Origin of the sequence: Rothia sp. P6271, from assembly GCF_048512995.1 — a bacterium.
Classification (GTDB): domain Bacteria; phylum Actinomycetota; class Actinomycetes; order Actinomycetales; family Micrococcaceae; genus Rothia.
Genome location: NZ_JBLXXV010000006.1, coordinates 90,204 through 116,568 on the forward strand (window position 1 = coordinate 90,204; position 26,365 = coordinate 116,568).

Sequence of the window (26,365 nt, forward strand, 5' to 3'; positions counted from 1 at the left end):
TCCGCGATGGGTAAGAAACTGAACTAAGGGTGTGTAACGAGTGTGCTCAAAACGGAGGAGAAGACCCCTAGCCCGTCAGCGCCACCACGTAGGGTGCGGCTTCCATCACCGGAAGAGGAGGGCCCAAAACCTGGTTCTACAGCGTGTTCGGGGTGTGGCATGAGTCCAACGACGTTACCTCGTTCGTTGCAGATACCAGCGATGTTGTTACGTGAACCGTTGGGGTTTACGTCAACATAGCGGAAGACGATACGTCCTTGGTCTTCTAGTTCTTCAAGAGTTTTAGGGTCTGCAACGTATTGACCATCTTGGTTTTTGAGTGGGACCACTATTTCTTGACCGGCCTCATAATGCCGTGTCCATGGGGTGGTGTTATTTTCGATTCGTAGTGTTTGGTCTCGGCAGATAAACTTTCGATGATCATTTTTAATCATGGACCCTGGTAATAGGTGTGATTCGGTGAGAATCTGGAAGCCGTTGCAGATACCTAGTACGGGTAGTGCCTGTGTGGATTGTGCGGCGTCGATAACTTTTTCCATGACGGCGGCTTTCGCTGCGATGGCGCCAGCGCGCAGGTAGTCTCCATATGAAAAACCGCCGGGAACGATGACTGCGTCAACCTGATGTAGGTTGGCTTCATCGTGCCACAGCGGTACGGGTGTTCCACCGGCGAGTGTTACTGCTCGCATAGCGTCTCTGTCGTCAAGTGTTCCAGGGAATGTGATAACGCCTACGCGAACGTCTTTGAGTTGTTCTTCTGGTGCAGGTGTTGTGAAATCTCCGATGAGGGGTGTTTCGTGTGCGCTAAGAGACTCAACCATGTTTGTTTAGTCCTCCACTACCGAAACGTTGACAACATCTTCGATGACGGGGTTTGAAAGTAGCTCCTGAGCAGCTTGTTGAGCCTGTTGGAGGAGTTCTTCAGTAACTTCGCCGGAGACGGATAGTTCAAAGCGTTTCCCTTGTCGGACATCTGTGAATTGGGTGAGTCCGATACGGGGTAGTTCGTTGGCGATGGCTTTACCTTGAGGGTCAAGGATTTCTGGTTTGAGCATAACATCGACGACAATACGGGCCATTGGGGTGAGCACTCCTTGAGTGTACGTAAATAAATATGTGAGCCGAGTATCATTTTAGCCTATTGATAGGACAATTGACCCTTACCGTGTTAGAAATGCTAAAGCACCCATACCCAAACAGTATTTTTCCTAGTGAAACAGAAAAATCTGGGGTATGAGTGCTTTCGTAATATAAAAATATATTTTAGCGGTGAATTTGCTCGGTGAAATAGTCCAGCATGACTGGTCCTTCGAGCTGCCAGCCCTGATCTGTTCTAATCAGCGAGAAATTATAGTTTTCTTCAGGGTTAGACATATCGACAAAACGGGCGTTAACATCGTTTGCTTTGCTGGTGATGTTGCTGAGCGTGACTTTGTTATCGCCGTTGAAGTCTACTTCGGTGTTATCTGCAGCTTGGAAGTCGTAGTAGCGGTAGTTGCTGTCGTTGACGCCGTTGCTTACGTCGGCAAGAAGCATAAATAGTGCAAGCTGGTCAGCAGTATTCATTCCGGTGGTGTCTACACGAGATGCGTAGGGGGCAGTGTTCTTAACATCCTCAAGGATGGGGATAAGTTTCTCTTCCGGAGTGTGTTCTAGTAGCTCACGGTAAGGTGTTTTGGCGTTAGCGCGAGACTTGATGTCATTAGATAACGCTGTGGAGACTTTGTCGGAAAGATTTTTCTTAGCTGCTGCAGAGCCGGCAAGACCTTGTGAATACATGTCTTCGATGATGGCGTTAATCGCTTGGAAACCGGCAGCTTCTGCATCTTTTTTAGCCTGTTCGTAAGCTAGTTCTTCAGGGGTTGGCCCTTCAGGTGTTTCTTCTTGAGCAGGTTCTGTTGTCTCAGGCTCGGCTGGTTTTTCTTCAACTACGGTAGGGGTTGGTGTTGGCTTTTCACTAGGTGTGGGGGTCGCCGAAGGTGTTGCTGATGGTGTTGGGGTTGCCGTAGCTGATGGGGTCGCGCTGGGCGTGCTGCTAGGAGTTGAGCTAGAGGACGCAGGGGAAGCCGTGCTATTTTGAGCGCCACAAGCGCTTAGTGCAAGAAGTCCTGTGAGAGCTGCACAGGTAATAAGTTTTTTGGACATAGTTCTCAATCGGTAGAAGTGGTACATGAAGTTAACAGTAGAAATGTGACTACGAAAAGACGCGTTGCACTTCTTAATATTCAGTCTTTCTACATCATACTGGCGCTTGAGGACTCTTGGGACTGTCGTAGCTGTGATTTCCCCGTCGTTTGGATAAGTTCTGAGAAAATATATATCGGTGATAACTTTAGCGCGCAGAGCATGTCGAGGAAGAGCTCTCTACATGCATGGATAGACGGTATCGGTCTGCACGGTATGTAGATACAGTATGTTCTATCGGAAACTTTATGCCATCAATGAGCGTATATGAATACCGGTGAAAGATGAGTACCGGTTCTCGGGGTGATATTTCTAAAAGGTGAGCTAAATCTTCTGACGGTTTGCCTGCTTCGACTGTTTGTTGCGCTCCAACTACTGGGGTTCCAGAACTCGAGAAGAGCTCATAGAGAGAAGACGTAAGGTCGCTGTGAACAAATGGTTGGGCAATATCTTCTGGAATCCAACTTTGATCAACAGAGACAGGAAGCCCATTTCCTAAGCGAAGACGTTTAAGGTGGAGCAAGCGTTGTGTTTGCGGGAAGAATTTTTGAAGATTCTCTGGTGGTTCTTCCCAATAGGCGTCAATGACTTTGGTGCCAGGTGTCATCCCTGCGTTGCGTATGTCCTCGTGGAAAGATGCGAGGTGTAGATGTGATTGAACGCGTCCGTGCGAGACAAAAGTGCCTTTACCGTGAACTCTTACTAATAGCCCAGCGTGGACAAGTTCAGAGATAGCACGTCGAACAGTAATTCGAGAGACCCCAAATTTTTGCTCGAGAAAACGCTCTCCGGGGAGGCAATCTCCAGAACGATAGTTGGAGTGTATAAGCTCTTCTAACTGCGCACGGACGCGCTCATGTTTCAACATAAGAGTATTCTCGAAGAATAGTTCTAGGAAGACAACTGTAAAACGACGGTTTCTGTAGAGAGCGTAGAGTTTTCCACTGGAACCAGCGTGCATTGTGTAGGTTTAAGCGCGACAACTGGGCACATCAAAGATTTTGCTTCTTTGAGGGCGCTGGCATCAACCTTCATAAGTTTTTGCCCGCGTGTAACGCTGTCTTTTTCTTGAACAAAGTGTTCAAAGCCTTCACCTGCAAACTCTACGGTGTCAATACCGACGTGAACGAGTAATGCTTCCCCCGTGGAAGCTGCGATGACAAATGCGTGAGGCATGAGTTTGAGAATCGTTCCGTCAAACGGGGCCTTAACCTCGAAGGTTTCGTCGTCTTCAATTGTCGGTTCGATGGCGATGCCTTCACCAACAATTTTTTGGGAAAATACCTCATCTGGTACGTCTGAGAGGCTTTTGAGTTCGCCAGCGCATGGCGCATAGACGTCGAGGAGCTGTGTCATGGTAAGTCTCCTTCTTCTGGAGGTTTATGTATATGGGGTTTAGAGAAGGTCTTGAATGTCTTCTGCCAAGGTGTCGGCTACTGGTCCTACAACAACCTGAACTGCTGATCCAAGAACGACGACTCCGTGAACTCCCATTGCTTTGAGGGCGTCTTGGTTTACGGCTTCGGCGTCGTCAACTTCTACGCGAAGGCGGGTGATGCAACCTTCAATTTCTTCGACGTTATCTGCTCCGCCGAGTGCTTCTAGAATTTTCTCTGCATCAAACATGATGTTTTCCTAACTGAGGTTGGAGTGGTTATGGGTGATCTAAGAACTTTATCCTCGATATTCTCTTGGCAGGTTCTTCATCATGAACTATAGTATCTTATATCACTGGTTATAAACAGTACCAGAGGTCATACACACATCAATAACTCCCTACCCCCTATCAAGGAGGACCCATGTCGACCCCGGCGACAACGGAACGAAAAAGTCTGAAAGACGGAAAATCCATGAAAGTCTTACAGCGTTTTGGGCGTTCTCTGATGCTTCCCATCGCAGCGCTTCCAGCAGCTGCCCTTCTTCTACGCCTCGGACAAAAAGACCTTCTCGGCGCACTTCCTGGTATGCAAGATGTAGCAAGCGTCATCGGCGCTGCAGGTGGAGCACTCTTCGAAAATTTGCCTCTCCTCTTTGCTATTGGCATTAGCTTCGGGTTTGCGAAAAAAGGTGACGGATCTACCGCCCTAGCAGCAGCTGTCGGATACGTCGTCCTTAACAACGTCTTCACCGCAATGTCTCCTATCATGCTTGGAGCAGCAGCTGAAGGCGCCGAACAAGAAAAAATTAACTACGGTGTTCTTGGCGGTATCGTTATTGGTATCACCGCAGCGCTACTCTGGCAAAAATTCCACCGCACCAAACTCCCCGACTGGCTCGGATTCTTTGGCGGACGTCGACTTGTCCCAATCCTCACCTCTTTCGCCGCCATCGTCCTTGGTGTACTTATGAGCCTCCTATACCCTGCTTTCGACGCAGTTCTCAAGAGCATCGGTGAAGCCGTTTACGCAAACGCGATTATCGGCTCTGGTATTTACGGATTCCTCAACCGTATGCTCATCCCCGTTGGTCTCCACCACATCCTTAACTCCATCGTCTGGTTCCTCATCGGCGATTACAACGGTGTACAAGGCGACCTTAACCGATTCTTCGCTGGTGACCCCACTGCTGGCGTCTTCATGACAGGATTCTTCCCCATCATGATGTTCGCACTACCAGCAGCAGCACTAGCCATCTGGCAAGAAGCAAAACCATCACAGAAGAAACTCATCGGAGGCGTTATGCTCTCCACCGGTATCACCGCACTACTCACCGGTATTACCGAACCTCTTGAATTCTCCTTCATGTTCGTTGCTTGGCCACTCTACGTTATCCACGCAGTCTTTACCGGAACGGCCATGATGCTGACCAACGCATTAGGTATCCACGCCGGATTCGGATTCTCTGCAGGAGCCATCGACTACCTCCTCAACTTCGGTATTTCGCAAAACTCCATCTGGATTATCCCTATCGGTTTGTGCTACGCCGTTATCTACTACTTCACCTTCCGTTTCGTTATCCGTAAATGGAATCTACGAACCCCCGGTCGTGAAGAAGAAGCAGACGTAAACACTCCTAACGCATAAACGTCAAAACAACTAACGCTCCAAAAAAAGGGGGTGTGCCCAGAACAAAAGTTCTGGGCACACCCCCTTTAACAATCTCCACAACGGTTCATTCCAAGAACCAACGAGAGACTAATGGCTCAAAGCGTTTTTAAACCACCCCGTGATAGAAATTGGGTGAGTAATCGCTGTACCTACCACCACCGCATGAGCACCTGCATCAAGCGCTTCACGCGCCTGCGCCGGAGTATGAATACGGCCCTCAGCAATTAGCGGGACGTCAAAACCTGCTTCTGCAATCGAACGCAATAGCTCAAGATCAGGGCCATCAGTTTTTGCACGCGCATCGGTATAACCAGCAAGAGTAGTACCAATAAAATCAGCACCAGCCTCAACAGCTGCCTGAGCTGCTTCAAAGCTATCGCAATCAGCCATAACTAAGGCATGAGAACGCTCATGAACACCACGAATAGTCTCTGCTAAAGATAACCCATCAGGACGCTCACGAGTTGTTCCATCGAGAGCAACAATATGAGCCCCAGCATGAGCCACACTCAACGCATGGTTAAGCGTCGGTGTAATAAAAATACCTTCATGTCCGTCTTTCCACAGACCAATTACCGGAACTTCAACAGAATTACGAGTGAACTGAATATCAGCGATACCCTGAACACGTACAGCTGCAGCCCCTCCAAGAACAGCAGAAGCGGCAACTTGAGCTGTCGTTTGAGGCTGACGCATGGGCTCACCAGGATATGCCTGACAAGAAACAATGAGCTGACCTTTAAGAGACTTAACCAGTTCAGAAGCAGTAAACATAAAAACTCCTTAGTGAAAAATGGCGATAACTACGCTAATGAAGAACGATGAATAAGTGAAGCTGCGCCAATGAGAGGAGCATCAGAACCAAGCTCTGCCAAAACGATAGGAGTACTCTTTGCCTGACCTAAAGCAGCTTGAGCATAAGAATCAAGAAGAGCTGTCCACCAGCGGTCGCCCAAATTAACAACACCGCCAGAGACAACAATTAGATGAGGATCAAAAATAGTAGCAAGGTCACCCAAGGCAATTCCAGCAGCCTGACCAGCAAAAACAATGGCTTCTTGAGCTAGTTTATCGCCATTTTGAGCGCGTACAGAAACTTCTTTCGTATCTGGCGCTGGTGCGCCACCTAGCGCAAGATATTTACGGAGAACCGCAGGACCAGCTGCGACAGCTTCAACATGCCCACGACCACCACACGGGCAATCTAACCCAACGGCTAGAGGAGAAGAAAAATGTCCGGTATGACCAGCAAGAGAATGAGCGCCGCGCATGAGCTTGCCGTCTTCAATATAGCTTCCACCTACACCAGTACCGAACGCCATCATGAGCGATGAGGGTGCTTGAGCTGCAGCACCAAGCCATGCTTCACCTAAGGCATGGGCATGAACATCATTGACGGCGCGAGTCGGTAAAGAGGTCATTGACTCAACGATGGACGCAAACTGAACGCCCGTCCAATCTTTAATGACATTGGCAGCGGTAACAACAGTACCGTTCTCATCAATAACACCAGCTGAGCCGATGCCGACACCGGCAACATCCCAACCATGAGAATGAGCATAAGAAATGTGTTCCAACACAGCCTCAGCGGTGTGCTTAGCAAGAGGCACACCGCCAAGCTGAGCAAGGGTAGGAATCTCCGCACGATGCAAAACAGCACCGTGCTGATCGACAATTCCGAGGGCGGTTTTTGTGCCACCTAAATCAACCGAAATTGCGACGACGGTGCTGTTTTCCACGATGATTCCTTTACCTTGCAATGTGTGTTGGATTATATTCTGTATCTACAAGCTAGAGCCTAAAGCAAACCAGCTTCACCGAGAATGCCACGGATACGTTCAGCTTCAGTATCGTTGAGAGACTCCATTGGAGTGCTCATACGACGTGAAGAGATAACGCCCATTAACTCTAGAGCAGTTTTGAACGCTCCAAGGCCAGCTGCACCACCAGAAACGCTAGGGGTCGTGACATTGACGATGGTGAAGAGCTGAGCTAGACGGTCCTGCTCAGCTTTAGCTTGTGCCCAGTCACCTGCTCGAGCTGCTTCGTAGAGGCGAACATATCCAGCAGGATCAACGTTGCCCAAACCAGGTACCATACCTGCAGCACCAGAGAGCATAGCACCGTCACAGACCACTTCGTGTCCAGTGAAGAGGCTGAAATCTTCAAGATCTGCAGTCTCGAGAGCTAGTAGGCGGAAGGAAATGTCATCGTTAGAAGAATCCTTCACACCAGTAATCACACCTTCACGAGCAAGCTTCGCAAGCAAACCAACAGGTAGCTTCTGCTTAGTACGTACAGGAACATCGTAGGCGAAAACAGGAACGTCTACTGCTGCTGCAATCGCACGGAAATGACGCTCTTCTTCATGAAGATTATCAATAGCGTAATACTGGCTTGTGACAACGATAGCGTCGCCACCGATAGCCAAAAGACGCTGAGCTTCGTCGATAACGCGAGCAGTGGTCTGCTCATTGGTACCAATGATGAGGGGGACTCGTCCATCGATAGCTTCAACGCAAGTACGTAAGACAAGTTCACGCTCAGCGTTCGTCATATAAGGAACTTCAGAAGAAGAACCGAGAGCGAAGATACCGCTGACACCACCGGAGATAAGGTGCTCAACAAGACGTGAGATGGAATCGGTGTCGATGTCACCTTCTGCAGTGCGAGCGGTGAGCAAAGGAGGAATGACTCCTGAAAAGGTCATGATAAATAATCCTTAGAAAAATTATTGACTAAATAACGTGTTCTTTTTAGACGTGAAGCAAGGTCGGTGCCGCACCCAAAAGAGTGCGTGTGTAGTCCTGCGAAGGACGGTCAAAGACTTGTTCCGCGCTACCTTCTTCAACGATGCGTCCCTTATTCATAACGCAGATACGGTCAGAGACGTATCGAACGGTCTGAATATCGTGGGAGATGAAAACCATTCCCAGATAAAGTTCACGCTTGAGGTCGCTCAAAAGGTTAAGTACCTGCGCGCGAACAGAAACGTCCAACGCACTGGTAGGTTCATCTGCCACAATCACTTTGGGTTCAAGAGCTAACGCACGAGCGATAGCTACACGCTGGCGCTGACCACCAGAAATTTGAGAGGGCAAAGCTTCAGAAGCTGACACCGGTAGACCGACTAAATGTAGAAGTTCACGTACTCGACGGTCTCGTCCACTTTTATCACCGATGCCGTGCACATCCAGCGGATCTCGGAGAATATCTTGGATTGTCATACGAGGGTTCAACGCGGTAGCTGGATCTTGGAAGACAATCGAGATATCCGAACCGAAATCATGTCGTAGTGCAGCGTTTCGTTTGAGAGCACTCTTCCCCTTGAAGAGAACATCTCCGTCTGTTGGTTTTTGAAGACCCACGATAACTGACGCCAAAGTGGACTTACCGCATCCAGACTCGCCGACGAGACCGATTGTTTCGCCGCGGCGAACTTTCAGAGAAACACCATCGACAGCTTTGACGATATTTGGTTTGAAGATACCACCAGTACGGGAACGGTGGTGAACTTTGACATCTTTGAGCTCGATGATGGTCTCACCTAGACGGGCTACTGCCTTACGCCCAACAGTGTTGAGCAGTTCTGGGTGAGCGTCAGCGTTGTTGCTGTTTTCGTTGCTCATGACTGTGCTCCTTGTTGTGCTTGTGCGTCTTCTGGTAGGTGAGAAGCCCAGAAGTGGTCGTCTTCTCCAGGGACTGGAACGAAGACAAGCTTCTGATGAGGATCTGCATCTTCACGTAATGAACGAGGTGCAAAACGGTCACCAACAGCGAAGTCGCCGGGGGAGGGGACTGTACCAGGAATCTGGTAGAGACGTTCAGAACCGGATTCGATAGAGAGGACCGATCCTAGAAGTCCACGAGTGTATTCGTGCATAGGGTTCTTCAGAAGCTGTACGGTTGCACCAGCTTCCACAATTTGACCTGCATAGAGGACAGAGATACGGTGCGCTACCTGTGCAACAAGTGCGAGGTCGTGGCTCACGAAAATCATCGCGAATCCTAACTGTTCACGGAGCTCATTGAGCAAATCAATGACCTCAGCTTGAACAGTAACGTCCAGAGCAGTCGTTGGCTCATCTGCAATAACGAGTTTGGGTGAACGAGATAGTGCCATGGCGATAAGTACACGCTGACGCTGACCACCAGAAAGCTCGTGTGGGTACGAGTTAAGGGTGCGGATAGGATCAAGCTTCACTAAGCGTAGAAGCTCCTCAGGGGACTTACGTCCACCACGGCTAGTGAGCTGTTCCATCTGATCTTTGATGAGCATGGAGGGGTTCAACGAGCTAAGAGCGTCTTGATACACCATGGAGATGATAGAACCGCGTAGTTTTTCAAAGACAGATTCAGGTGCTCCAACAAGTTCTTGTCCTTCAAAGACAGCAGAACCAGTAATCTTTGCTTTCTTATCGAGCAGACCGATAATTGCCAAAGAGGTAATGGACTTACCAGAACCAGATTCACCAACGAGTCCCATGGTCTGTCCTTCGTACACGGTGAAGGACACTTTATCAACGACTGGGGTGTCACCGAAACGTTCTGGGAAGTAGATGCTGAGGTCTTTGACTTCAAGGATTGCAGGAGCGTTCTTATCTACGACGAAACGGTCGGTACGACGGTTTTCTGCCTCACGAAGTTTGACAAGAACATTATCTAGTTCGCGTTGTGCTTGAAGGTCGCGGTGCTTGCGGATTTCTGCAAGTTTTGCTTCTGCAAGTTCCTCTTCAGCAGTGATGCCGTTAGCGCCAGCTACTGGGTCGGTATCTTCGATAACGACTTTGCGGCGTAGCTTGGGGTTGACCATTGCGTCTGTCATGCCTTCGGAAAGGACGTTCAACGCAAGAACGGTTAAGAGGATGACGATACCTGCAAAGGTTGTAGCCCACCAACCACCAGAGAGGATGAGCGCACGACCGTCAGAGATGACGTTACCCCATGAAGGGTTAGGTGGTCGCACACCTGCGGAGAGGAAGGACAAGGATGCTTCGAGGATGATAGCGTCTGCAACCATGACCGTTGCGAATACGAGAACTGGTGCGATGGTGTTGCGGACGATATGTTTTGTCAGAATGTAGGGGCGAGCTGCACCCATCACGCGTTCTGCGCGGACGTAGTCTTCGTCCCAAGCAGCGAGTACCTGTGCGCGGACCACACGAGCTAGCTGTGGAGTGTATACCACTGCGATAGCAATGATGATGGTGGGGATGGAGTTCCCTAGTGATGCCAAGAGCACTGCGGCAAGTGCGATACCGGGGAATGCCATGAAGATGTCCATGATGCGCATAATGGTTTCAGAAGCCCATTTGCCACTGGTTGCTGCGATAGCTCCGAGGATGCCACCGGCAACAAGTGCGACGGCAACGGAACCAAGACCAACCATCAAAGAAGATTGTCCACCGTACATCAGGCGTGAGAAGATGTCGCGGCCTTGACGGTCTGTGCCAAACCAGTATTCAGAACTTGGTGGGTCAATTGGCATTCCCGTTGAGGCTAGCGGATTATGTGGGGCAAGCCAGGGAGCCGCGAAGGAGATGAAGATGATAAATACTAAGAACCCCAGGGCGATTTTAGAACCAAGTGGCAATGCTTTGAAGCGAACGCCAGGGGCGGAGAGTCGTTCGGCGAGTCCTCTGCGCACAGTTACACCGTCCTAATTCGTGGGTTGATGAGTAGGTAAAGGAGGTCAACCACAATGTTGACGAGGACGAAGGTCACCGCGATGGTGAGTACTACGCCTTGTACGAGGTTGACGTCGTTACCTGTGATACCGGTAAAGATGAGGTTGCCCATGCCGTTGAGGGAGAAAATCATTTCGATCACGACAGCACCACCGAGGAGGTAGCCAATACGCAAACCAAGAACGGTTACGGGAGTGATGAGGGCGTTTTTGAGAACGTTCTTTGTGACGACTTCGCGGTAAGGAACACCGTTGCCGATAGCGGTACGAACGTAGTCTTTATCGAGTTCTTCAACCATGGAGGTGCGTACGGTACGGATTAAGGATGCGCATACGGGTACTGCGAGAGCTACTGCTGGCAGTGTCATATAGGATAGCCATGTTCCAAATCCTCCGCCTTCTGGTGGGGTGCCTCCGGATGGGAAAATTCCTAGGTCAAGTGCGAAGTATTGGATGAGCAAGATACCGAGCCAGAAGGAAGGCGTTGCGATAGATGCCATGGAGAGTACGCGGATGATCTGGTCTGGCCAGCGGTCGCGGTAGAGTGCGGCGATGACGCCGAGCACGAGGGAGACGACTGCTGCGATGAGAACACCGAAGAATGTGAGCTGAATGGTGACAGGAAATGCTGCTGTGATTTGGTCGATGACGGGCTGAGCCGGTGCGGTGGTCATGCCGAGGTCAAAGTGGAGCAGACGCCAGAGGAAGGCGAAGTATTGCACGATGAGAGGCTTATCTAAGCCGTGTTCAACACGATATGCTTCTTTTGCTTCTTGTGAAGCGCCTTCACCGAGTGCGATAGTTGCTGGGTCACCGGGGGTGAATTGCAAGATAACGAAGACGAGGATTGTCACACCCAAGAGCATGATGGGTAGTGCAAGTAGTCTTCTTCCAAGTAGTCGAAGAAAATTAGCCAAGAGAAACTCCCGCATAGAGAATGCGTGTGAAAAAGGTTCGACGGTGGCTCCCGTGGTACGGAAATGAAGCAATCCGTACCAATGTCCGGAAGCCACCGCCGATTATGATGTGAAGGAAAAAGGGAAAAACCTTCACAAACCGCTGTGTGGAATAGCGGAGATTACTTAGTCGTTCCTACACCAAGCATTGAGATGCCGGTTGTTGGAAGCGGCTTGAAATCAACGAGTGTTTCCGAATCCCACGCAGTAGGTAGTTTGCGGTGGAATAGTGGGTACAACGGAACGTTGTCAGAGAGCAAATCGATTGCTTTCTTCCACTCTGTTTTTGGATCTGATGAGGTAGTTGCAGCGTTCATGTATTCCTGAAGCTGCTTGTACTGTTCAGTTCCGGACCAGCGGAAACGGTTGGTGGGCCAAGTGTCGCCACGGTACCACCAGGAGAGGAGCAAGTCTACGTCGTTACCGAAGACGGAGGGGTCGCCGGGTGCGATGAGGACATCGAAGTTTCCGGTGTCTACGTAGTCGGAGTACAACGAGGACGATGGTGTAGGTTCGATAGTGACCTTGATGCCAGCTTCCTTGAGCGATTCTTGGATGAGCTGAACACAGGAAACAACCCAGTCGTGGTCGGTCGAACGCACGGTGAGGGTGAGGTCTTCAACGCCAGCGTCTTTGAGGAGCTTCTTTGCCTTGTCCGCGTCGTGGGTGTAGACGGTGGAAGCTTCAACGTAGTCTGGGTGGCTCTTCTGCAAGAAGGAGGTTGCAGGCTCTGCGTTGCCGAGCAATGCAGTCTTGATGACCTTGTCCATGTCGAGTGCGTAGAACAATGCCTGACGTACTTCAACCTTATTGAAAGGCTCTTTCTCGCAGTTGAACATCATGAAGAGCAAGCCGAATGACTGGACGGATTCGACGCTAAGGCCGGAAGTGTTCTCCAAGACTGAGATATTGTCGTAAGGTACGGACTCTACAGCCTGAACACGCTTGGACTGGATAGCGGTAACACGTGCTGCTGCGTCTGAGAGGATGGACCAGTTCATAGCCTTTGCGAGTGCTGGGCGAGGACCGTTGTACTCGTCGAAGCGTGCAAATTCGATGTGGTCGCCCTTGGTTGCGGAAACAAACTTGTAAGGACCGGAACCGATGGGGTGTGCACCGAAAGCTTCAAAGTCTTTCTCTGCGCTTTCAGGCATGATTTGCATCAAGGAGATGCGGTCAGCGAAGAGCGAGAATGGCTGGTTGAACTTGAATTCTACGGTGGAATCATCAACAGCGTTGACGGAGTCAATGAAGTAGAGGAACTGTGCAAAGAGAGAGCTCTTGTCGGTGAATTTACCGTAGGTGTAAACAACGTCGGATGCCTTGACAGGGTCGCCGTTGTGGAATTTTGCACCTTCACGCAAGGTGACACGGTAGGTGGTGTCATCAATCTTTTCAGGGTCTGCAGTTGCTAGAGCGTTGTAACGCTTACGGCTTGCAGGGTCTAGACCATAAAGACCTTCAAAGATGTGTAGGTTCGCTGCGAGGGGGCCAGCACCGGATGCCTGTGATGGGGCGAAGGTAGTGGAGATATCGTATGCGATACCAGCGGTAATGGTGCCATCTTTGTTGATTTCGCCAGCTTTTGCTCCATCTGCTTTAGTGGCAGAAGAGCCTTTAGAGCCTGAGCCACATGCTGAGATAGATGCAGCGAAAGCGGTAGCGGCTGAAACGGAACCTGCTAGCTTGAAGAAGCTACGGCGAGTCGAGCTGTGCTCGGTGATGTCTTTAAGGTGAGGCATAGTCGCACTCCTTTGTGGACGGTTGTTTATGTGAGAGGAACATCCTAACGTAGGATGTCCTACCTGTACTATAGAATAGTAGCCATCTCCCAGATGTGCAACATCAATAGAGGTGTTACTTTCTATAAAAAATACTAGTTTCGTCTCAAAAGAGATTCTGGATTTGAGAAGAGGAGCCGTGGTAAAAAAAACAAAACCGCACGTGAGAGCGGTTAAAAAAATTTATGAAGTTAATAGTGTCCCCCATGCATCGCGCGCAAAAAACCGTCAATATCAACTTCAAAATGAGATTATCGAAATTATCTTGCGTGAAAAACTCGTGCCGGGAGACCCTCTTCCTACCGAACAACAACTCATCGAAGAACTTGACGTAGGGCGCAACTCCCTCCGAGAGGCGCTCAAAGTCTTAGAAGGATTAGGGATTATTGAAGTCCGTCACGGGTTTGGGACGTTCGTTGGAGGGCGTGTTCTAGAAGCCATGACTCGAGGGCTAACATTCCGCGGATTAACCTCCTTGCATCGTGGCGGTAAAGAAGCACGAGAACTTACGGATGTCCGTCAAGCCCTAGAGACAGGGCTAATCGCTCTTGCAATACCGCTAATGAGTGATGAACAAATAGCAAAAATTGAGTATGCCGTAACTCAAATGGAACAGGCCGTTAAAGAAGGTAAAGATTGGTCATACTGGGACAGAGAATTTCACGCATCGCTTTATGAGCCGTTGAAGAACGATTTACTTTCAGAACTTTTGGAAGTGTTCTGGATTGTCTATAACGTGATCTCCGTGGAGCTAGACGCTATTGTTCCTGCTAGTCAAAAGCAAGGTGAGTCTTTAGTTGCCGCTCACCGAGACATTCTTAACGCCGTGAAAAAAGGTGATGCTATTGCTGGAACAGAGCTTATGGCTGCTCACTTTGCAGGTATTCGAGGGCGTCTAACAGCGTGGCAAAGAGCCACTCGAGAAGATGTCTAAATAAACTTTTTGCACGTGAGCTCCAGATATTGAGCTTTTGGTGTTAGGGTGGTGTTTATCTTAGATGTGCGCTGTAGCACATATTTTAAACATCTATGTAGATGGAGCTTTTCAACGATGAAAAAACACACTAAGAGCATCTTCGCACTCTCACTCATTGCAGCAACCGCAAGCACCGGAACCATTCCTGCTTACGCGACACCACAGCCTGTCCTATCAGCAACCTCTGGACCGGGCACCTACCAAGAACAAAACCTCGGTGAAAAACTCATCGGAGACTCAGCAACCTACCGCATTCCAGCACTAGCTGACCTCGGAAACAATATCATTCTTGCTGCATGGGACGGGCGTCCCTACAACGCAGCAGACGCACCAAACCCCAACTCTATTGTGATGCGCCGTTCAATAGATGGTGGAAAAACATGGAGCGATACCAGCTATATTGCCAGAGGACATCTTGGCAATGATGGAACCCAAAAATACGGTTACTCAGATCCGTCCTTTGTTGTCGACCATGAAGCAGGAAAAGTTTTTGCGTTCTTCGTTAAATCACATAACCAAGGATTCTGGGGTAGCGTCTACGGAAACGATACAAGCGATCCAGACGTCATGGGTGCAGTTGTCACTGAATCTACTGACGGAGGACTCACCTGGAGTGAACCTCGAGACATTACACCCATCGTCAAACAAGGTGCAGATAAAAATAATCCCCAACCAGGAGACGCCCGAGCTATCTTCGCCGCTAGCGGTGAAGGTATCCAACTACGCTACGGAGCCTACAAAGGCAGACTCATCCAACAATTCACAGGAACCGTCAAACAAGCAGCTGGCGGAGAAAAAACCCAAGCGTACTCCGTCTATTCTGACGACCACGGAAAGACATGGAAACGTGGCGAATACGTCGGTATCGAAATGGACGAAAACAAAGTCGTCGAACTCTCTGACGGTAGAGTCATGCTCAACTCCCGTGATTTCGTCTTCTCCGGATACCGAAAAGTAGCCATCTCTGAAGACGGCGGGCACAGCTACTCCGAGGTCACCCTCGATAAACACCTCCCCGACCCCAAAAATAACGCCTCAATCTTTAGGATGTTCCCTGAAGCGCCACAAGGCAGCAAAGAGGCACAAAAACTCATCTTCACCAACTCCAATAACAACAACGGAAACTCCCGCGAAAACCTCACCGCACGAGTCTCCTGCGATGACGGGCAAACATGGCCAGGTATCCGACAATTTAAAGACGGCTTCGGAGCATACTCCACTGGAACTGCACTATCAAGCGGTGGATTTGGCGTGCTCTACGAAGCAAGCTATAAAAACGACATGCGTTTTGGTGTTTTCGATGAAGACTGGCTCAACGTCGTCTGCGCACCGTTGAATACAGAAGACATCACCGTCGACGAAAATAGCGTCACCACTATTCCTGTGACAATCACCAACCAAGAAGAACACCCCGTAAGCGGTAGTGTTACCGTCCATGACAACCGCGGATTCACAGCAACAGACGTAAACGTTCCTACCCTTGACGCTGGGGCTAGTACCGTCGTCAATATTCCGCTCACTGCAACCGCTCAAGCACGCAGCGGTTCACTCGATGTCGTCTTTACTGAGGCGCAAGGAAAACAATCACGTTATACCTTCTCTGCACAAGTAAACCGCACCAGTGAAGCACCTTTCCACGTGACCTTGAGCGAAGGGCAAACGACTGAACGTGACGTCTCAACAAACCCATATCACGTAGGAGACGTCGTACCTTATACCTTTCGTGTTACGAACACTAGCGGAGAAACCGTTGACGCTGTACCCACCGGAGGAAACCTCGATAGAGGATTCCTCCCACCCAATGCACCAAACTGCCGGTGGCGTAACCTCGGTGCTGACGCAACCTATGTTTGTAAAACAGCGGGGCACACGGTCACTCAAGAAGACCTTGATCGCGGATACTTTATCCCCGAAATTACGTTCAATGCCGTCTCAACCGCAGATCGCTCTAAAACAGGTGAAAGCACGTACCGTGGCGAACCCGTCTACGTTCGTGCAATCAATCTAGAACCAGCTCTAGACATCTCTGGAAGTGTTGCTGGTGATACCAAAGACAGCTATGAAGTCGGCGATGTTATCAACTACCACTTCACCATGCATAACACCTCAGAAGGCACTGTTCACTCCGTCCCCATTGCCGGAAACTTTGAGAACGGATTCCTCCCACCCAATGCACCAAACTGCCGGTGGCTCAACCTGAAAGCTGACGCAACCTACCAGTGCCATACTGCATCTCACCGCATCACCGAGGAAGACCTAGAACGAGGCTACTTCCAACCAGAAGCCACTTTTGAAGTCACCTCCACAGAAACACAAAAAACCGCTCAGGTTGAATTTAGGGGAGAGAAAGTCACGGTTCATAAAACAACAACTGAAGAACCTGCCACCCCAGAACCGAGCAACGAACCAGAAATGAGCACACCATACTTTCACGATGTGCGCCCTGGAGACCTGTTCTATACCGAAATCAACTGGATGGGAGAAACAGGTATCTCTCGCGGTTGGCCTGATAAAACCTATCGGCCGTTAACGCAACTCGACCGTGCCGCGGTAGCTGCATTCTTCTACCGTATGGCAGGTTCACCAGAATATACGGCACCAGCGGTCTCGCCGTTCAAAGACGTACCGACCGACCATGTTTTCTATAAAGAAATCTCATGGTTAGCAGAACAAGGCATCACTACCGGATGGGAAGACGGAACATTCCGTCCCCATGCGCCGGCACAGCGTGACGCTATTGCAGTGTTCTTCTACCGTTTTGCTGGCTCTCCTGAATATACGGCGCCAGTGCCATCGATGTTCAAAGACGTTGATTCTTCGGTAATTTTTGCCCGTGAGATTGCGTGGTTCGCTGAACAAGGCATCACTAGAGGCTGGGATGACGGTACTTACCGCCCCTACCAGCCAACACAGCGCGATGCTATGGCAGCGTTTATCTACCGTTATATGAACGATAAACACCAAGATTAATAACCGCTAGCCTTGGCATAGCTTGGGCGTATCACTTCACCCCTGAGCCTAATACGAGGTGGGTTTAGAACAGTGTGCCAACACTGCTCTAAACCCACCTCGACGCTCTTTAAAATCTTCCTATCTGAGTCTTAAAAGATGAGGAGCTTTAGGAGGCTAAACACTCTGGGCGTGAGCAGGCGACGGCGACAGTTCAGGAGAATACACCGAAGAGACACACTCTAAAAGACGGGTACGTAATTGCTGAGCACGGGCTGCAAAACCACGTTGATAACGCACATATTCTGCTTTACCGGAAGGAGTCTCCACCTCAACAGGGGTATAACCCCAATCGTGGAGATCATAAGGTGCTGCCCGCATATCAAGCTCACGTACTTCCCACGCCAGCTCAAAACAATCCAGAAGAAGTTGAGAATCAACCAAAGGAAGAAGCTTATACGCCCACTTATAAACGTCCATGTTCGCGTGTAAACATGCTGGCTGTTCAAGAACACGCTGTTGCTGACGGGTTGGTTGTAGCTCATTCTTTGGGGCAGCCTGTGGCATGAAGAACCGGAATGCATCAAAATGTGAGCAACGGATACGATGAGAATCTACCACCTCATTAGTGCCTTCAGCACCTAACCGTAAAGGTAAATAATCATGGCGAATATTATTCTCTACGGAACGATACGCCATCGCCCATTCGTGCATCCCAAAACACCCGAAAAAACCATTTTTCTGGGAAGTATTCGAAAGGATTTCATAGGTATAACTCACGGCTTCAGAACGTCGTTGCAAAAACTGTGCAACATCAACCGTAACAGCACAATCGCTAGAAAAAATACGTTCTTTATGTGCTGCACTAAACGGTAATCGAGCAATATCTTCAGCGCTTAGACGCATATAAAATTTCTGCTGAGCATACTCAGGTGCATCAAGCAAAATAACACCAGCACCGGGATGCCAACGCTTAAACTGTGCAGGCTTGAGGGTGTAGTAAGTGAAAAGGAAATCCTCAACCGGATGTTTTTCTCCGCGATGGCGTCTTGCTAAATATGGGTCCGCAAAAACAGCGGCACGTTCGTGATGTTCACGCGCGTACTTCTGCCACTGCTCAGGCTCATAAACGACCCATGAAAATGCCTCAACGGAAAAACTCATAGGAAGTATTTTACCGTTGAGGCATCACAGAATCTGTGTGAGTCTTTAGCGACCTGTACCACCGTAAACAGTCGCTTCGCCTTCAGCGTCAAGATTAAAAGCCGTATGCACGGCGCGTACCGCTTCGTCGAGCTTATCTAAATCGGTGATAACAGAAATACGAATCTCTGAGGTTGAAATCATCTGAACGTTGATTCCGGCTTGACTTAAGGCTTCAAAAAAGGTGAAAGAAACACCCGAATGTGCTTTCATACCAGCACCCACGAGAGAGAGCTTACCAATCTCTTCGGTGTAGCGTAGCTCCGTAAAACCGACCTCTTCTTGTGCTTGCTCTAGACGTTTCACAGCTTTTGCTCCCTGATCTTGAGGAAGAGTAAAAGTAATGTCGGTAACGTCAGGGCGGTCTGTAGAAACGTTCTGAACAATCATGTCCAGATTCACGTTAACTTCGTTGAGCAAACCAAAGACTTTCGCAGCAGAACCCGGAGTGTCAACAACCCCAATAAGAGTAACTTTTGCTTGGCTGCGGTCATGTGCAACACCAGAGATAAGAGGCTGTTCCAAGGGAATCTCCTTTAGACGATTAGGGGTTAGTTCTTTAGAATTCTCGGGAATAACAAGTGTCCCCTCCAACTCAGAAAAGGATGAACGAACATGTAATTTCAAGTTAAAACGGCGCGCATACTCTACACAGCGCAGATGCAAAATTTTTGAACCGTTCGCTGCCATCTCAAGCATCTCTTCGCTAGTAATGGTCTCCAACTTATGGGCGGTCGGAACAACACGCGGATCAGCTGAGAAAACACCATCCACATCAGAATAAATCTCACAGACATCAGCATTTAAAGCAGCAGCTAATGCGACTGCGGTAGTGTCTGACCCGCCACGCCCTAACGTTGTAATATCACCGGTCTGACGGTTCATTCCCTGAAAACCGGCAACGATAGCAATATCGCCCTCTGCTAATGCGGCATGAATACGTTGCGGAGTAACCTCTACAAGACGAGCAGCGCCGTGTACCCCATCCGTAATCATCCCAGCTTGAGAACCGGTAAAAGATTTCGCCTTGACGCCTAGACTATTAATAGCCATAGATAACGCTGCCATAGAGATACGTTCCCCAGCGGTCAGAAGCATATCTAGTTCTCGTGAAGGAGAAGAATCGGAAGTAATCTCTGCGGCAAGATCTAATAGTTCGTCGGTGGTATCTCCCATCGCGGAGACGACCACTACCACATCATTCCCTGCTTTTCGGGTATCCACAATACGTTTGGCTACGCGTTTGATACCGTCTGCATCTGCGACCGATGAACCACCAAATTTTTGAACAATCAGGCTCATAAACTTACTCCACTAGATTTTCTTCTGAAATAACCGTCAGAGGGCTGACGATTCTGCATCCATACTAGAGTAGTTCAGTGTTCAAGTGGTAAACGCGTCTCAAACGTAGACATTGCTACACAGATTACTTCATATTAACCCATGTTGTGTAACCTGAAACACTATATTAATTGTGTTTTTCGTACCCCATGATGTATCCTCACTTTAGGCGAACCCTAACGCCTAACGGCATCGTTGAACCCTAGCTTAAACAATGCACCGTAAAGGGGAAAGACTCCTCCTGGGATACACCACAACACCTCAGCACCTCTACTTCCTCAGTAAAAGACGGTGCACAACGTGGTACACATCGAGTTCACATCATCAGATAACACTAATAAGTAGGCTAGGGATACACACGTAAGGGTTATCCATGACAGCTCAACGCAACTTCAAATCTCAAGTCCGCGCTCGCATGCAACAAACAGGGGTAAACTACACCACCGCTCGCATGGAATTACTCAAAGAGTATGAAGAACGCCAGCAGAACGCACGTAGAGAAGCCTATCAAGAACACCAAACTATCGTTTCTCGATTCTTTAAAGACGGCGCGATGACCGTTATGCCATCAAAACGTCGAACACGAGCACATATTCTGCTGTACCTAGTCAACTATTTTCAGGCTGGACGCACCTACACCGAACAAGAAGTAAACTACATCCTTCATGAGTTATGGCCAGATTTTGCGTACTTGCGCAGAGAACTCGTCGACTATGGGTATTTAGAACGCAACACTCGCGCTGAATATTGGCTAACATCCTTTAGTCCAGAACGGTGGGGAACTGTTCTACACGATGAAGCTCCAGCGTGGGAATTCTACTGGCTACCAGAGTATTTAAATGGGCAAGAAAAACAGGTAGATTTCTTCGACACGATATAAACTCCTCAGGCAATACGCAGTGCAACTCACTGCCAAGGGTTTACATAGGTTCGCCCCGGGATAGGCGGAATCTGAGGGGTCGGGGTACGTAACGGAGTCTTCTTTAACTCCTCTAAGCGTTCTTGATAGCTCTGCCGCTGAGATGAAGAATCATCTTGTTCTTCTGGGCGAGAGCTACCCTCAGATTCCGTTGTTTCGGGGCTGAGCTTTTCTAAAAGTGGTTCATTGAGAGTGCTCTGCTGCGGCGAATCTTCATGTTCTTCAGATAAATCTTCGAACATTGAACCACTCCATCTTGGACGAGGTTGCGGCGTCGGTGCGTTCTGAACTTGTCGTTCTTGGTCTTCAGCAACAGCTTGAGTAAATGCTTCCGCATGGTTTTCTGTCTGGTGGCGGTTACCTTCAGCGATAATACGGCGACCTTCTAACGCACGTCCAAGAGTAATCTCATCTGCGTATTCAAGGTCTCCGCCAACAGGCAATCCAGAAGCTAAGCGAGAGACTCGCACACCTAAAGGAACAAGTAACCGAGAAAGATACGTTGCTGTAGCTTCACCCTCAAGGTTGGGATCCATCGCCAGAATAATTTCTTCGATACGTTCGTCAGCAAGACGTGCAATGAGCTCACGAATACGAAGCTGCTCAGGCGTAAGCCCCGCTAAAGGGTTAATGGCCCCACCTAAGACATGGTAACGTCCATGAAAAGAACGAGTACGTTCAATAGAAATCACGTCTTTTGACTCTTCAACAACGCATAGCGTCGTTGGGGTACGACGTTCATCGCGACAGATAGCGCATTGGTCTGTTTCGGAGATATTTCCGCATATTTGGCAGAAACTAACGGTATTTTTGACGGTGTTGATTGCGTTAGTGAGTTTTTGCATTTCTGAAGAATCAGCATTCAGAATATGAAAGGCGATACGCTGGGCAGACTTTGGCCCCACACCTGGCAATCTGCCAAGCTCATCGATGAGGTTCTGCACCGCAGCATCGTACATAGAGATAGCTCCTTATATATGGGTAGAACACGAATAGAAAAGTACGTGTTTAGTGTTTGATGTTGTCGATGACAACTCCACCAAGAATTTTTTCAATGGCTCGTTGCCCAATGAGCATGATTTTCTCTAACGGTTCATCTTCATCCGAGGGGACAAAATCTTCTTCTACGAGATTCTTATCCGAATTCTCTTCAGCTTTTTCGTGTACGGAGCGGTTTCCTTCGGCTACTTCTTTAGCGTATTTTTCGCGGAAGCTTGGTGCTGTATCTTCGTGTTTTTCGCCGTCGTTTTCTACGTTTTGAGTTTCGTCCTCAGCTTCTTCTGGTTGTTCTGGTGCAACCGAGATATCTGGGCGTTTCCAGTGCTGTGAGGTGGGATGATTTTCTCGTGAGGAATTGTGCAGAGATGGTGCTTGTCCATCAATCACACGTAAGTGTGGGTGTTCTTCTGCAGGTTCTTCTGCATCGTATTCGTCTGCCTCATCAGTTAGTTCGTGCTCGTTCTCGGCACTGTCGTTGTGCGTTATCTCTGCTAGTTCTGGTTCTTCATCTGGGTCTGGTACGGGGCTAAGAACTGTTGTTTTCGGGTGTTCTGGTGTTGAAGATTCTGTTGTTTGTTCTTCGTCGGGGTGCGACGGTACAGGAGCTACTTCCCAATCGGTAACGGGCGTATTCCAATTTTCGGGGCTAAATTCTGGGGCTTTTCCTGTATGAGGTTGTAGGTGTTCGTTCCACTGTTGCTGTGCTTGTGCTTGTTGTTCAGTGGTAGGTTCTTGTGGCTGTTCCGTTGTAACGGTGTGGGAGGGCTGGGGTGACGGCGCGTTTTGTGGTGCAGTTTTGAGGACTTTTGCATGAATTTCGCAACGGGCACCGAAGACTTTAAAGAGGGCATTTTTGAGGAGGGGGAGAAACTCTTTAACGCCTCGTAATGTTTGGATATCAGCTTCGATATAGAGTGCGTTGTTGGTGAAATCGCAGGGGTTGCAGTGGCTAAATCTTTCTTGCGCTTGGCTTTCGGGTATGGCTTCGAGAACTTCTTTCCATCGTGTGGTGATGGCGTTGAGAAGTGCTGCTCCTGTGAGTGGCGCGTAGGGGGTGTTTGCTGTGTGGGAAGATGAGGTATCCTCGGCAGCGGGCTGAGCGGGCTGAGCGGGCTGAGCGGGCTGAGCGGGCTGAGCGGGCTGAGCGGGCTGAGCGGGCTGAGCGGGCTGAGCGGGCTGAGCGGGCTGAGCCGAAGCCAACGGTGGAGCAGATAACGGCGGACGACTCATCGATTGAGCGCACTGCTCACTCGCAGATAATGAATGCTCTGCGCGAGCTGTAGAACGACTAGCATCGTCCTCGTTCTCTTCAACAAGAGAACGCACACGACGCTCAAGGCGATCTAAACGTGCGCCGACAGCGCCAATAGACTTCTCAGAAGCCGGCAAAAGAATACGAGCACATAACAACTCCAAATGAAGCTGAGGTGATGTCGCACCGCTCATCTCGTTGAGCGCATGGCTAGTAACATCGGCGGCCCGTGAAAGCTCTGCGGCGCCAAAAGCCGAGGCCTGCTGGCGTAGACGTTCAACCTGATCTGCGCTCATATTCTGAAGTATGCTTTCAACAGACCCGTGAACCGCCTGAATGATAATCAAATCACGTAAACGCTCTAGCAAATCTTCAACAAAACGACGAGGGTCTTGTCCCGTTTGAATAACACGGTCTACTGAACGGAATACTTCGGACGCATTTGCCTGAGCAAAAGCGAAAATAACGTCGTCTAAAAGTCCGCTATGGGTAAAGCCTAATAAAGATGTAGCGACATCATAGGAAATATGCTGTTGCTGAGAACCAGCCATTAACTGATCAAGGATAGATAGACTATCGCGAACAGACCCACCACCGGCACGAACTACCAGTGGGATAACGCCGTCTTCAACTTGCACGTTTTCTTCTTGGCACAGTTGCAATAGGTAGGAAGAAAGAGTGCTTGGGGGAACAAGCCTGAAAGGGTAGTGATGGGTGCGAGAACGAATTGTTCCGAGAACTTTGTTCGGTTCGGTCGTCGCAAAAATAAATTTAATGTGCTCTGGTGGTTCTTCAACGATTTTAAGAAGAGCGTTAAACCCTTCGCGAGTGACCATGTGCGCTTCGTCAATGATGAAGATTTTATAGCGGTCACGAACCGGTGCGAAAGTTGCTCGTTCGCGTAAATCTCGAGCATGGTCGACGCCACCATGTGAGGCGGCGTCCATTTCAATGACGTCTAGGGATCCTCCGCCGTGGCGAGAAAGCTCTTTACACGAATCGCAGACTCCACAAGGCGTGGGTGTTGGGCCTTCTGCACAGTTGAGGCAGCGCGCGAGGATACGAGCAGACGTTGTTTTGCCGCAACCGCGTGGGCCCGAGAACAGGTAGGCATGATTGACACGGTTATTGGTTAGTGCTGTAATGAGTGGTTCGGTGACGTGTTCCTGACCGATAACCTCGTTAAAGGATTCTGGGCGGTAACGGCGATAAAGTGCAGTGCTCACAGCTCAACCCTATACGTTCGTGCAATAAAAAAGAATCTTGCACCCTAGTCTAATGAATAGGTCAGTGTTAAGGGTAATTTATCCACGCAGAGCAGAAGATGCTTTGTAAAGCTTGGGCATAAAAAAGGACCCCTTACGCACCCGTCAGAGCCCAGATACCCTTGCTGTCTTCCGACCCTGGGGGAGTTCTCCAAGATAACGCCACGTAAGAGGCTGATATAAAGCTTACCTCATAAAGTCATTGAAAGAAAGCTGACAAGGTGGTGAAGCGAAAAACAGTCAGTGGTGTAGCTAACGAAAAAGTTAGGGGCTAGGAATTGCGAACGTTTAAAAAGTGCGGTAGGCTTTTATCTGTTCGCTTACGTGAAGCTTGAGAAAGCTACATAGCGTTTGGAGGATTCGCCTAGCGGCCTATGGCGCACGCCTGGAACGCGTGTTGGGTTAACGCCCTCGGGGGTTCAAATCCCCCATCCTCCGCCATAAAGCAATGGACTCATTACCATAAACGGTAATGAGTCCATTGCTTTAATATTTAGTTGCCGAGGAGTGTTTGCTCTCTAATCTATTGAGTTGCTCATAGAGGCTTAATCTCAGGTGGCCGATAGTTCTAAGTAAAGCTCTAATTCTTGGGTAGCATGTCTTTTTGTGTCTCATTTTGCGGACGAAAGCGAGTGCTTTGCGTAACATTTTTTGGTAGTTTCCAGAATTGTTCAAACTGCTGACGTCAAAGTTATCTGAGAATTTCCAACCATTTGTCTGATTTTTTGGCAAAAGTGTCGGATAGGCGAAATGCTGCCTGTGGGCCGTTTAGCCGACTTCTGTCCATCTCTATGTCGGCTTTTAAATTTTCCTATTCAAGAGATTTTTTGATGTTTCGACATCCTATTTTTGTATATTTCAACTAGTAAATAGGATGTATTTTGTTGTGAAACTTTACTCAAAGAAACACTTAAAATAGCAATAAAGTATTGAAAATAAACTTTATATATTTTCTTATCGATGATAAGTTCACGGAAACCAAAACTCCCGAAAATAAAAAGTGTCGTTTTTCTCAAAGCTAAGAATTGGCGAGAGTTTCCTCTAGATAACTGAAAAAGTATGAAGTTTTTGTCATTGCACTGAATTCTTATGTCGTTTATATTCTTGAACGGTTGCTTGGAGTTGTCTATGATTTTACCTGAGCTTCATTTTTGATGAATCCTCACGATGGAAACCACACAATATATATAAGAAAAAGGTAATTATGAGTGTCACTCGCCGTAATTTAGTTAAGTCCGCAGCGTGGGCTGCTCCAGTAGTTGTGGCTACTGCTGCTGTCCCCGCTTATGCAGCATCATTTGATGAACCACACACCAACCCAAACCTTCGCTGGAACGGTAGCTCTTTCGTTAGCCACAACACCGAGGATGACTACCATACTCGAATCAGCCCAAGCCGTCGCGGTCCCTTCGGCGTTCAATACCAGAACGTTCTTCCAGAAGATACTGTAACTGACTTGAGCATCACCTACTGGCTACCTTATGACTCCTTTACGTTCCACCCCGAGGGAGACTCCAGTGCATTCTGGTCAACTCTATCTCGTGACAACACCCGTGAACCTCGCCTAGCGACTCACAATGGTGCACCTCAGATGGTCTACCCCTACACCACTTACTGGAACGGCGGAAGCAACATCTCTGAAGCTGGTCAAAACCGCGGTGGCGGAACTTACTGGTTCCCACGCTACGAATTCTATAGTGATCAGAATGACCCCAGTGAATGGCGTACATACCTTTACCAAATCCGTATGCGTATTAACGGTGGACCTTTGGAAGACAAGAACGGTCTTTTGAGAACTCAGGTATTT

General features: G+C 49.0%; 21 protein-coding genes, 1 tRNA gene, 1 other RNA gene and 1 pseudogene. 6 read left to right on the top strand and 18 right to left on the bottom strand.

Features of this window, described 5'->3' with window-relative positions:
- Positions 1 to 23: 23 nt before the first annotated feature.
- The 6 genes from purQ to ACN08X_RS06000 form a co-directional block, all read right to left on the bottom strand.
- Positions 24 to 821 (bottom strand): phosphoribosylformylglycinamidine synthase subunit PurQ, encoded by a 798-nt coding sequence (purQ, locus tag ACN08X_RS05975; protein WP_419108210.1) that lies wholly within the window; start codon positions 819 to 821, stop codon positions 24 to 26.
- Positions 822 to 827: 6 nt separating this feature from the next.
- Entirely contained in the window at positions 828 to 1,079 is a 252-nt protein-coding gene (gene purS, locus ACN08X_RS05980; protein WP_419102331.1) for a phosphoribosylformylglycinamidine synthase subunit PurS, read from the bottom strand.
- Positions 1,080 to 1,263: 184 nt separating this feature from the next.
- The gene (locus tag ACN08X_RS05985) at positions 1,264 to 2,145 is read right to left on the bottom strand and encodes a hypothetical protein (protein ID WP_419102332.1); all 882 of its coding nucleotides are present in this window, start codon (positions 2,143 to 2,145) and stop codon (positions 1,264 to 1,266) included.
- Between the two features lie 187 nt (positions 2,146 to 2,332).
- On the bottom strand, positions 2,333 to 3,052 hold the full coding sequence (locus ACN08X_RS05990) for a GntR family transcriptional regulator (protein ID WP_419108211.1): 720 nt from the start codon (positions 3,050 to 3,052) through the stop codon (positions 2,333 to 2,335).
- 23 nt (positions 3,053 to 3,075) lie between these two features.
- A complete protein-coding gene (locus ACN08X_RS05995; protein WP_419107081.1) occupies positions 3,076 to 3,540 on the bottom strand; it encodes a PTS sugar transporter subunit IIA in 465 nt (154 codons plus the stop codon).
- Between the two features lie 39 nt (positions 3,541 to 3,579).
- A complete protein-coding gene (locus ACN08X_RS06000) occupies positions 3,580 to 3,810 on the bottom strand; it encodes a glucose PTS transporter subunit EIIB (protein ID WP_419102335.1) in 231 nt (76 codons plus the stop codon).
- A 173-nt stretch (positions 3,811 to 3,983) separates the two neighbouring features.
- Here ACN08X_RS06000 and ACN08X_RS06005 point away from each other — a divergent pair, with 173 nt between their 5' ends.
- Positions 3,984 to 5,207, top strand: a complete 1,224-nt coding sequence (locus ACN08X_RS06005) for a PTS transporter subunit EIIC (protein ID WP_419102336.1) — start codon at positions 3,984 to 3,986, stop codon at positions 5,205 to 5,207.
- A gap of 111 nt (positions 5,208 to 5,318) precedes the next feature.
- On the opposite strand, the gene ACN08X_RS06010 is transcribed toward ACN08X_RS06005, so the two are convergent.
- The 7 genes from ACN08X_RS06010 to ACN08X_RS06040 form a co-directional block, all read right to left on the bottom strand.
- Positions 5,319 to 6,005: an N-acetylmannosamine-6-phosphate 2-epimerase gene (locus tag ACN08X_RS06010; protein ID WP_419102337.1), complete on the bottom strand. Its 687-nt coding sequence runs from the start codon at positions 6,003 to 6,005 to the stop codon at positions 5,319 to 5,321.
- Positions 6,006 to 6,034: 29 nt separating this feature from the next.
- Positions 6,035 to 6,970 carry an ROK family protein gene (locus tag ACN08X_RS06015; RefSeq protein ID WP_419108212.1) on the bottom strand — a complete coding sequence of 312 codons (936 nt, stop codon included), beginning with the start codon at positions 6,968 to 6,970 and terminating at the stop codon, positions 6,035 to 6,037.
- Between the two features lie 59 nt (positions 6,971 to 7,029).
- A complete protein-coding gene (locus tag ACN08X_RS06020) occupies positions 7,030 to 7,941 on the bottom strand; it encodes a dihydrodipicolinate synthase family protein (RefSeq protein ID WP_419102339.1) in 912 nt (303 codons plus the stop codon).
- 46 nt (positions 7,942 to 7,987) lie between these two features.
- The gene (locus tag ACN08X_RS06025) at positions 7,988 to 8,860 is read right to left on the bottom strand and encodes an ABC transporter ATP-binding protein (RefSeq protein WP_419102340.1); all 873 of its coding nucleotides are present in this window, start codon (positions 8,858 to 8,860) and stop codon (positions 7,988 to 7,990) included.
- A complete protein-coding gene (locus ACN08X_RS06030) occupies positions 8,857 to 10,878 on the bottom strand; it encodes a dipeptide/oligopeptide/nickel ABC transporter permease/ATP-binding protein (RefSeq protein ID WP_419108213.1) in 2,022 nt (673 codons plus the stop codon). The genes ACN08X_RS06025 and ACN08X_RS06030 overlap by 4 nt, the downstream gene beginning before the upstream one ends.
- Positions 10,879 to 10,880: 2 nt before the next feature.
- The gene (locus ACN08X_RS06035) at positions 10,881 to 11,834 is read right to left on the bottom strand and encodes an ABC transporter permease (RefSeq protein WP_419102342.1); all 954 of its coding nucleotides are present in this window, start codon (positions 11,832 to 11,834) and stop codon (positions 10,881 to 10,883) included.
- Between the two features lie 161 nt (positions 11,835 to 11,995).
- On the bottom strand, positions 11,996 to 13,615 hold the full coding sequence (locus tag ACN08X_RS06040; protein ID WP_419102343.1) for an ABC transporter substrate-binding protein: 1,620 nt from the start codon (positions 13,613 to 13,615) through the stop codon (positions 11,996 to 11,998).
- Positions 13,616 to 13,793: 178 nt separating this feature from the next.
- Here ACN08X_RS06040 and ACN08X_RS06045 point away from each other — a divergent pair, with 178 nt between their 5' ends.
- Entirely contained in the window at positions 13,794 to 14,588 is a 795-nt protein-coding gene (locus ACN08X_RS06045) for a FadR/GntR family transcriptional regulator (RefSeq protein WP_419108214.1), read from the top strand.
- 117 nt (positions 14,589 to 14,705) lie between these two features.
- Entirely contained in the window at positions 14,706 to 17,600 is a 2,895-nt protein-coding gene (locus ACN08X_RS06050) for an exo-alpha-sialidase (protein ID WP_419108215.1), read from the top strand.
- A 156-nt stretch (positions 17,601 to 17,756) separates the two neighbouring features.
- Here ACN08X_RS06050 and ACN08X_RS06055 read toward each other — a convergent pair whose 3' ends face one another.
- Together ACN08X_RS06055 and ACN08X_RS06060 are read right to left on the bottom strand one after the other, a co-directional pair.
- Positions 17,757 to 18,743, bottom strand: coding sequence for a 3-methyladenine DNA glycosylase (locus ACN08X_RS06055; protein ID WP_419108216.1), 987 nt, complete (start codon positions 18,741 to 18,743; stop codon positions 17,757 to 17,759).
- A 45-nt stretch (positions 18,744 to 18,788) separates the two neighbouring features.
- On the bottom strand, positions 18,789 to 20,084 hold the full coding sequence (locus ACN08X_RS06060; protein WP_419106237.1) for an aspartate kinase: 1,296 nt from the start codon (positions 20,082 to 20,084) through the stop codon (positions 18,789 to 18,791).
- Positions 20,085 to 20,496: 412 nt separating this feature from the next.
- Between ACN08X_RS06060 and ACN08X_RS06065 the strand changes: the two genes are divergently transcribed.
- A complete protein-coding gene (locus ACN08X_RS06065) occupies positions 20,497 to 21,003 on the top strand; it encodes a DUF2087 domain-containing protein (RefSeq protein WP_419108217.1) in 507 nt (168 codons plus the stop codon).
- A 26-nt stretch (positions 21,004 to 21,029) separates the two neighbouring features.
- Here ACN08X_RS06065 and recR read toward each other — a convergent pair whose 3' ends face one another.
- From recR to ffs, 3 genes are all read right to left on the bottom strand, one after another.
- Positions 21,030 to 22,001, bottom strand: a complete 972-nt coding sequence (gene recR, locus ACN08X_RS06070) for a recombination mediator RecR (protein ID WP_419108218.1) — start codon at positions 21,999 to 22,001, stop codon at positions 21,030 to 21,032.
- Positions 22,002 to 22,050: 49 nt separating this feature from the next.
- Positions 22,051 to 24,519 (bottom strand): DNA polymerase III subunit gamma and tau, encoded by a 2,469-nt coding sequence (locus tag ACN08X_RS06075; protein WP_419108219.1) that lies wholly within the window; start codon positions 24,517 to 24,519, stop codon positions 22,051 to 22,053.
- 121 nt (positions 24,520 to 24,640) lie between these two features.
- An RNA gene (ffs, locus tag ACN08X_RS06080) (signal recognition particle sRNA small type) lies at positions 24,641 to 24,737 on the bottom strand.
- Positions 24,738 to 24,911: 174 nt separating this feature from the next.
- On the opposite strand from ffs, the gene ACN08X_RS06085 reads away from it, so the two are divergent.
- Positions 24,912 to 24,999, top strand: a tRNA-Ser gene (locus tag ACN08X_RS06085).
- A gap of 763 nt (positions 25,000 to 25,762) precedes the next feature.
- A pseudogene (locus ACN08X_RS06090) lies at positions 25,763 to 26,365 on the top strand (hypothetical protein); the annotation flags it as partial.

Excerpts from the sequence above, each read along its gene's own strand:
- purQ (WP_419108210.1), bottom strand. The coding sequence starts at position 821 with ATGGTTGAGTCTCTTAGCGCACACGAAACACCCCTCATCGGAGATTTC.
- purS (WP_419102331.1), bottom strand. The coding sequence starts at position 1,079 with ATGGCCCGTATTGTCGTCGATGTTATGCTCAAACCAGAAATCCTTGAC.
- ACN08X_RS05985 (WP_419102332.1), bottom strand. The coding sequence starts at position 2,145 with ATGTCCAAAAAACTTATTACCTGTGCAGCTCTCACAGGACTTCTTGCA.
- ACN08X_RS05990 (WP_419108211.1), bottom strand. The coding sequence starts at position 3,052 with ATGTTGAAACATGAGCGCGTCCGTGCGCAGTTAGAAGAGCTTATACAC.
- ACN08X_RS05995 (WP_419107081.1), bottom strand. The coding sequence starts at position 3,540 with ATGACACAGCTCCTCGACGTCTATGCGCCATGCGCTGGCGAACTCAAA.
- ACN08X_RS06000 (WP_419102335.1), bottom strand. The coding sequence starts at position 3,810 with ATGTTTGATGCAGAGAAAATTCTAGAAGCACTCGGCGGAGCAGATAAC.
- ACN08X_RS06005 (WP_419102336.1), top strand. The coding sequence starts at position 3,984 with ATGTCGACCCCGGCGACAACGGAACGAAAAAGTCTGAAAGACGGAAAA.
- ACN08X_RS06010 (WP_419102337.1), bottom strand. The coding sequence starts at position 6,005 with ATGTTTACTGCTTCTGAACTGGTTAAGTCTCTTAAAGGTCAGCTCATT.
- ACN08X_RS06020 (WP_419102339.1), bottom strand. The coding sequence starts at position 7,941 with ATGACCTTTTCAGGAGTCATTCCTCCTTTGCTCACCGCTCGCACTGCA.
- ACN08X_RS06025 (WP_419102340.1), bottom strand. The coding sequence starts at position 8,860 with ATGAGCAACGAAAACAGCAACAACGCTGACGCTCACCCAGAACTGCTC.
- ACN08X_RS06040 (WP_419102343.1), bottom strand. The coding sequence starts at position 13,615 with ATGCCTCACCTTAAAGACATCACCGAGCACAGCTCGACTCGCCGTAGC.
- ACN08X_RS06050 (WP_419108215.1), top strand. The coding sequence starts at position 14,706 with ATGAAAAAACACACTAAGAGCATCTTCGCACTCTCACTCATTGCAGCA.
- ACN08X_RS06055 (WP_419108216.1), bottom strand. The coding sequence starts at position 18,743 with ATGAGTTTTTCCGTTGAGGCATTTTCATGGGTCGTTTATGAGCCTGAG.
- ACN08X_RS06060 (WP_419106237.1), bottom strand. The coding sequence starts at position 20,084 with ATGAGCCTGATTGTTCAAAAATTTGGTGGTTCATCGGTCGCAGATGCA.
- ACN08X_RS06065 (WP_419108217.1), top strand. The coding sequence starts at position 20,497 with ATGACAGCTCAACGCAACTTCAAATCTCAAGTCCGCGCTCGCATGCAA.
- recR (WP_419108218.1), bottom strand. The coding sequence starts at position 22,001 with ATGTACGATGCTGCGGTGCAGAACCTCATCGATGAGCTTGGCAGATTG.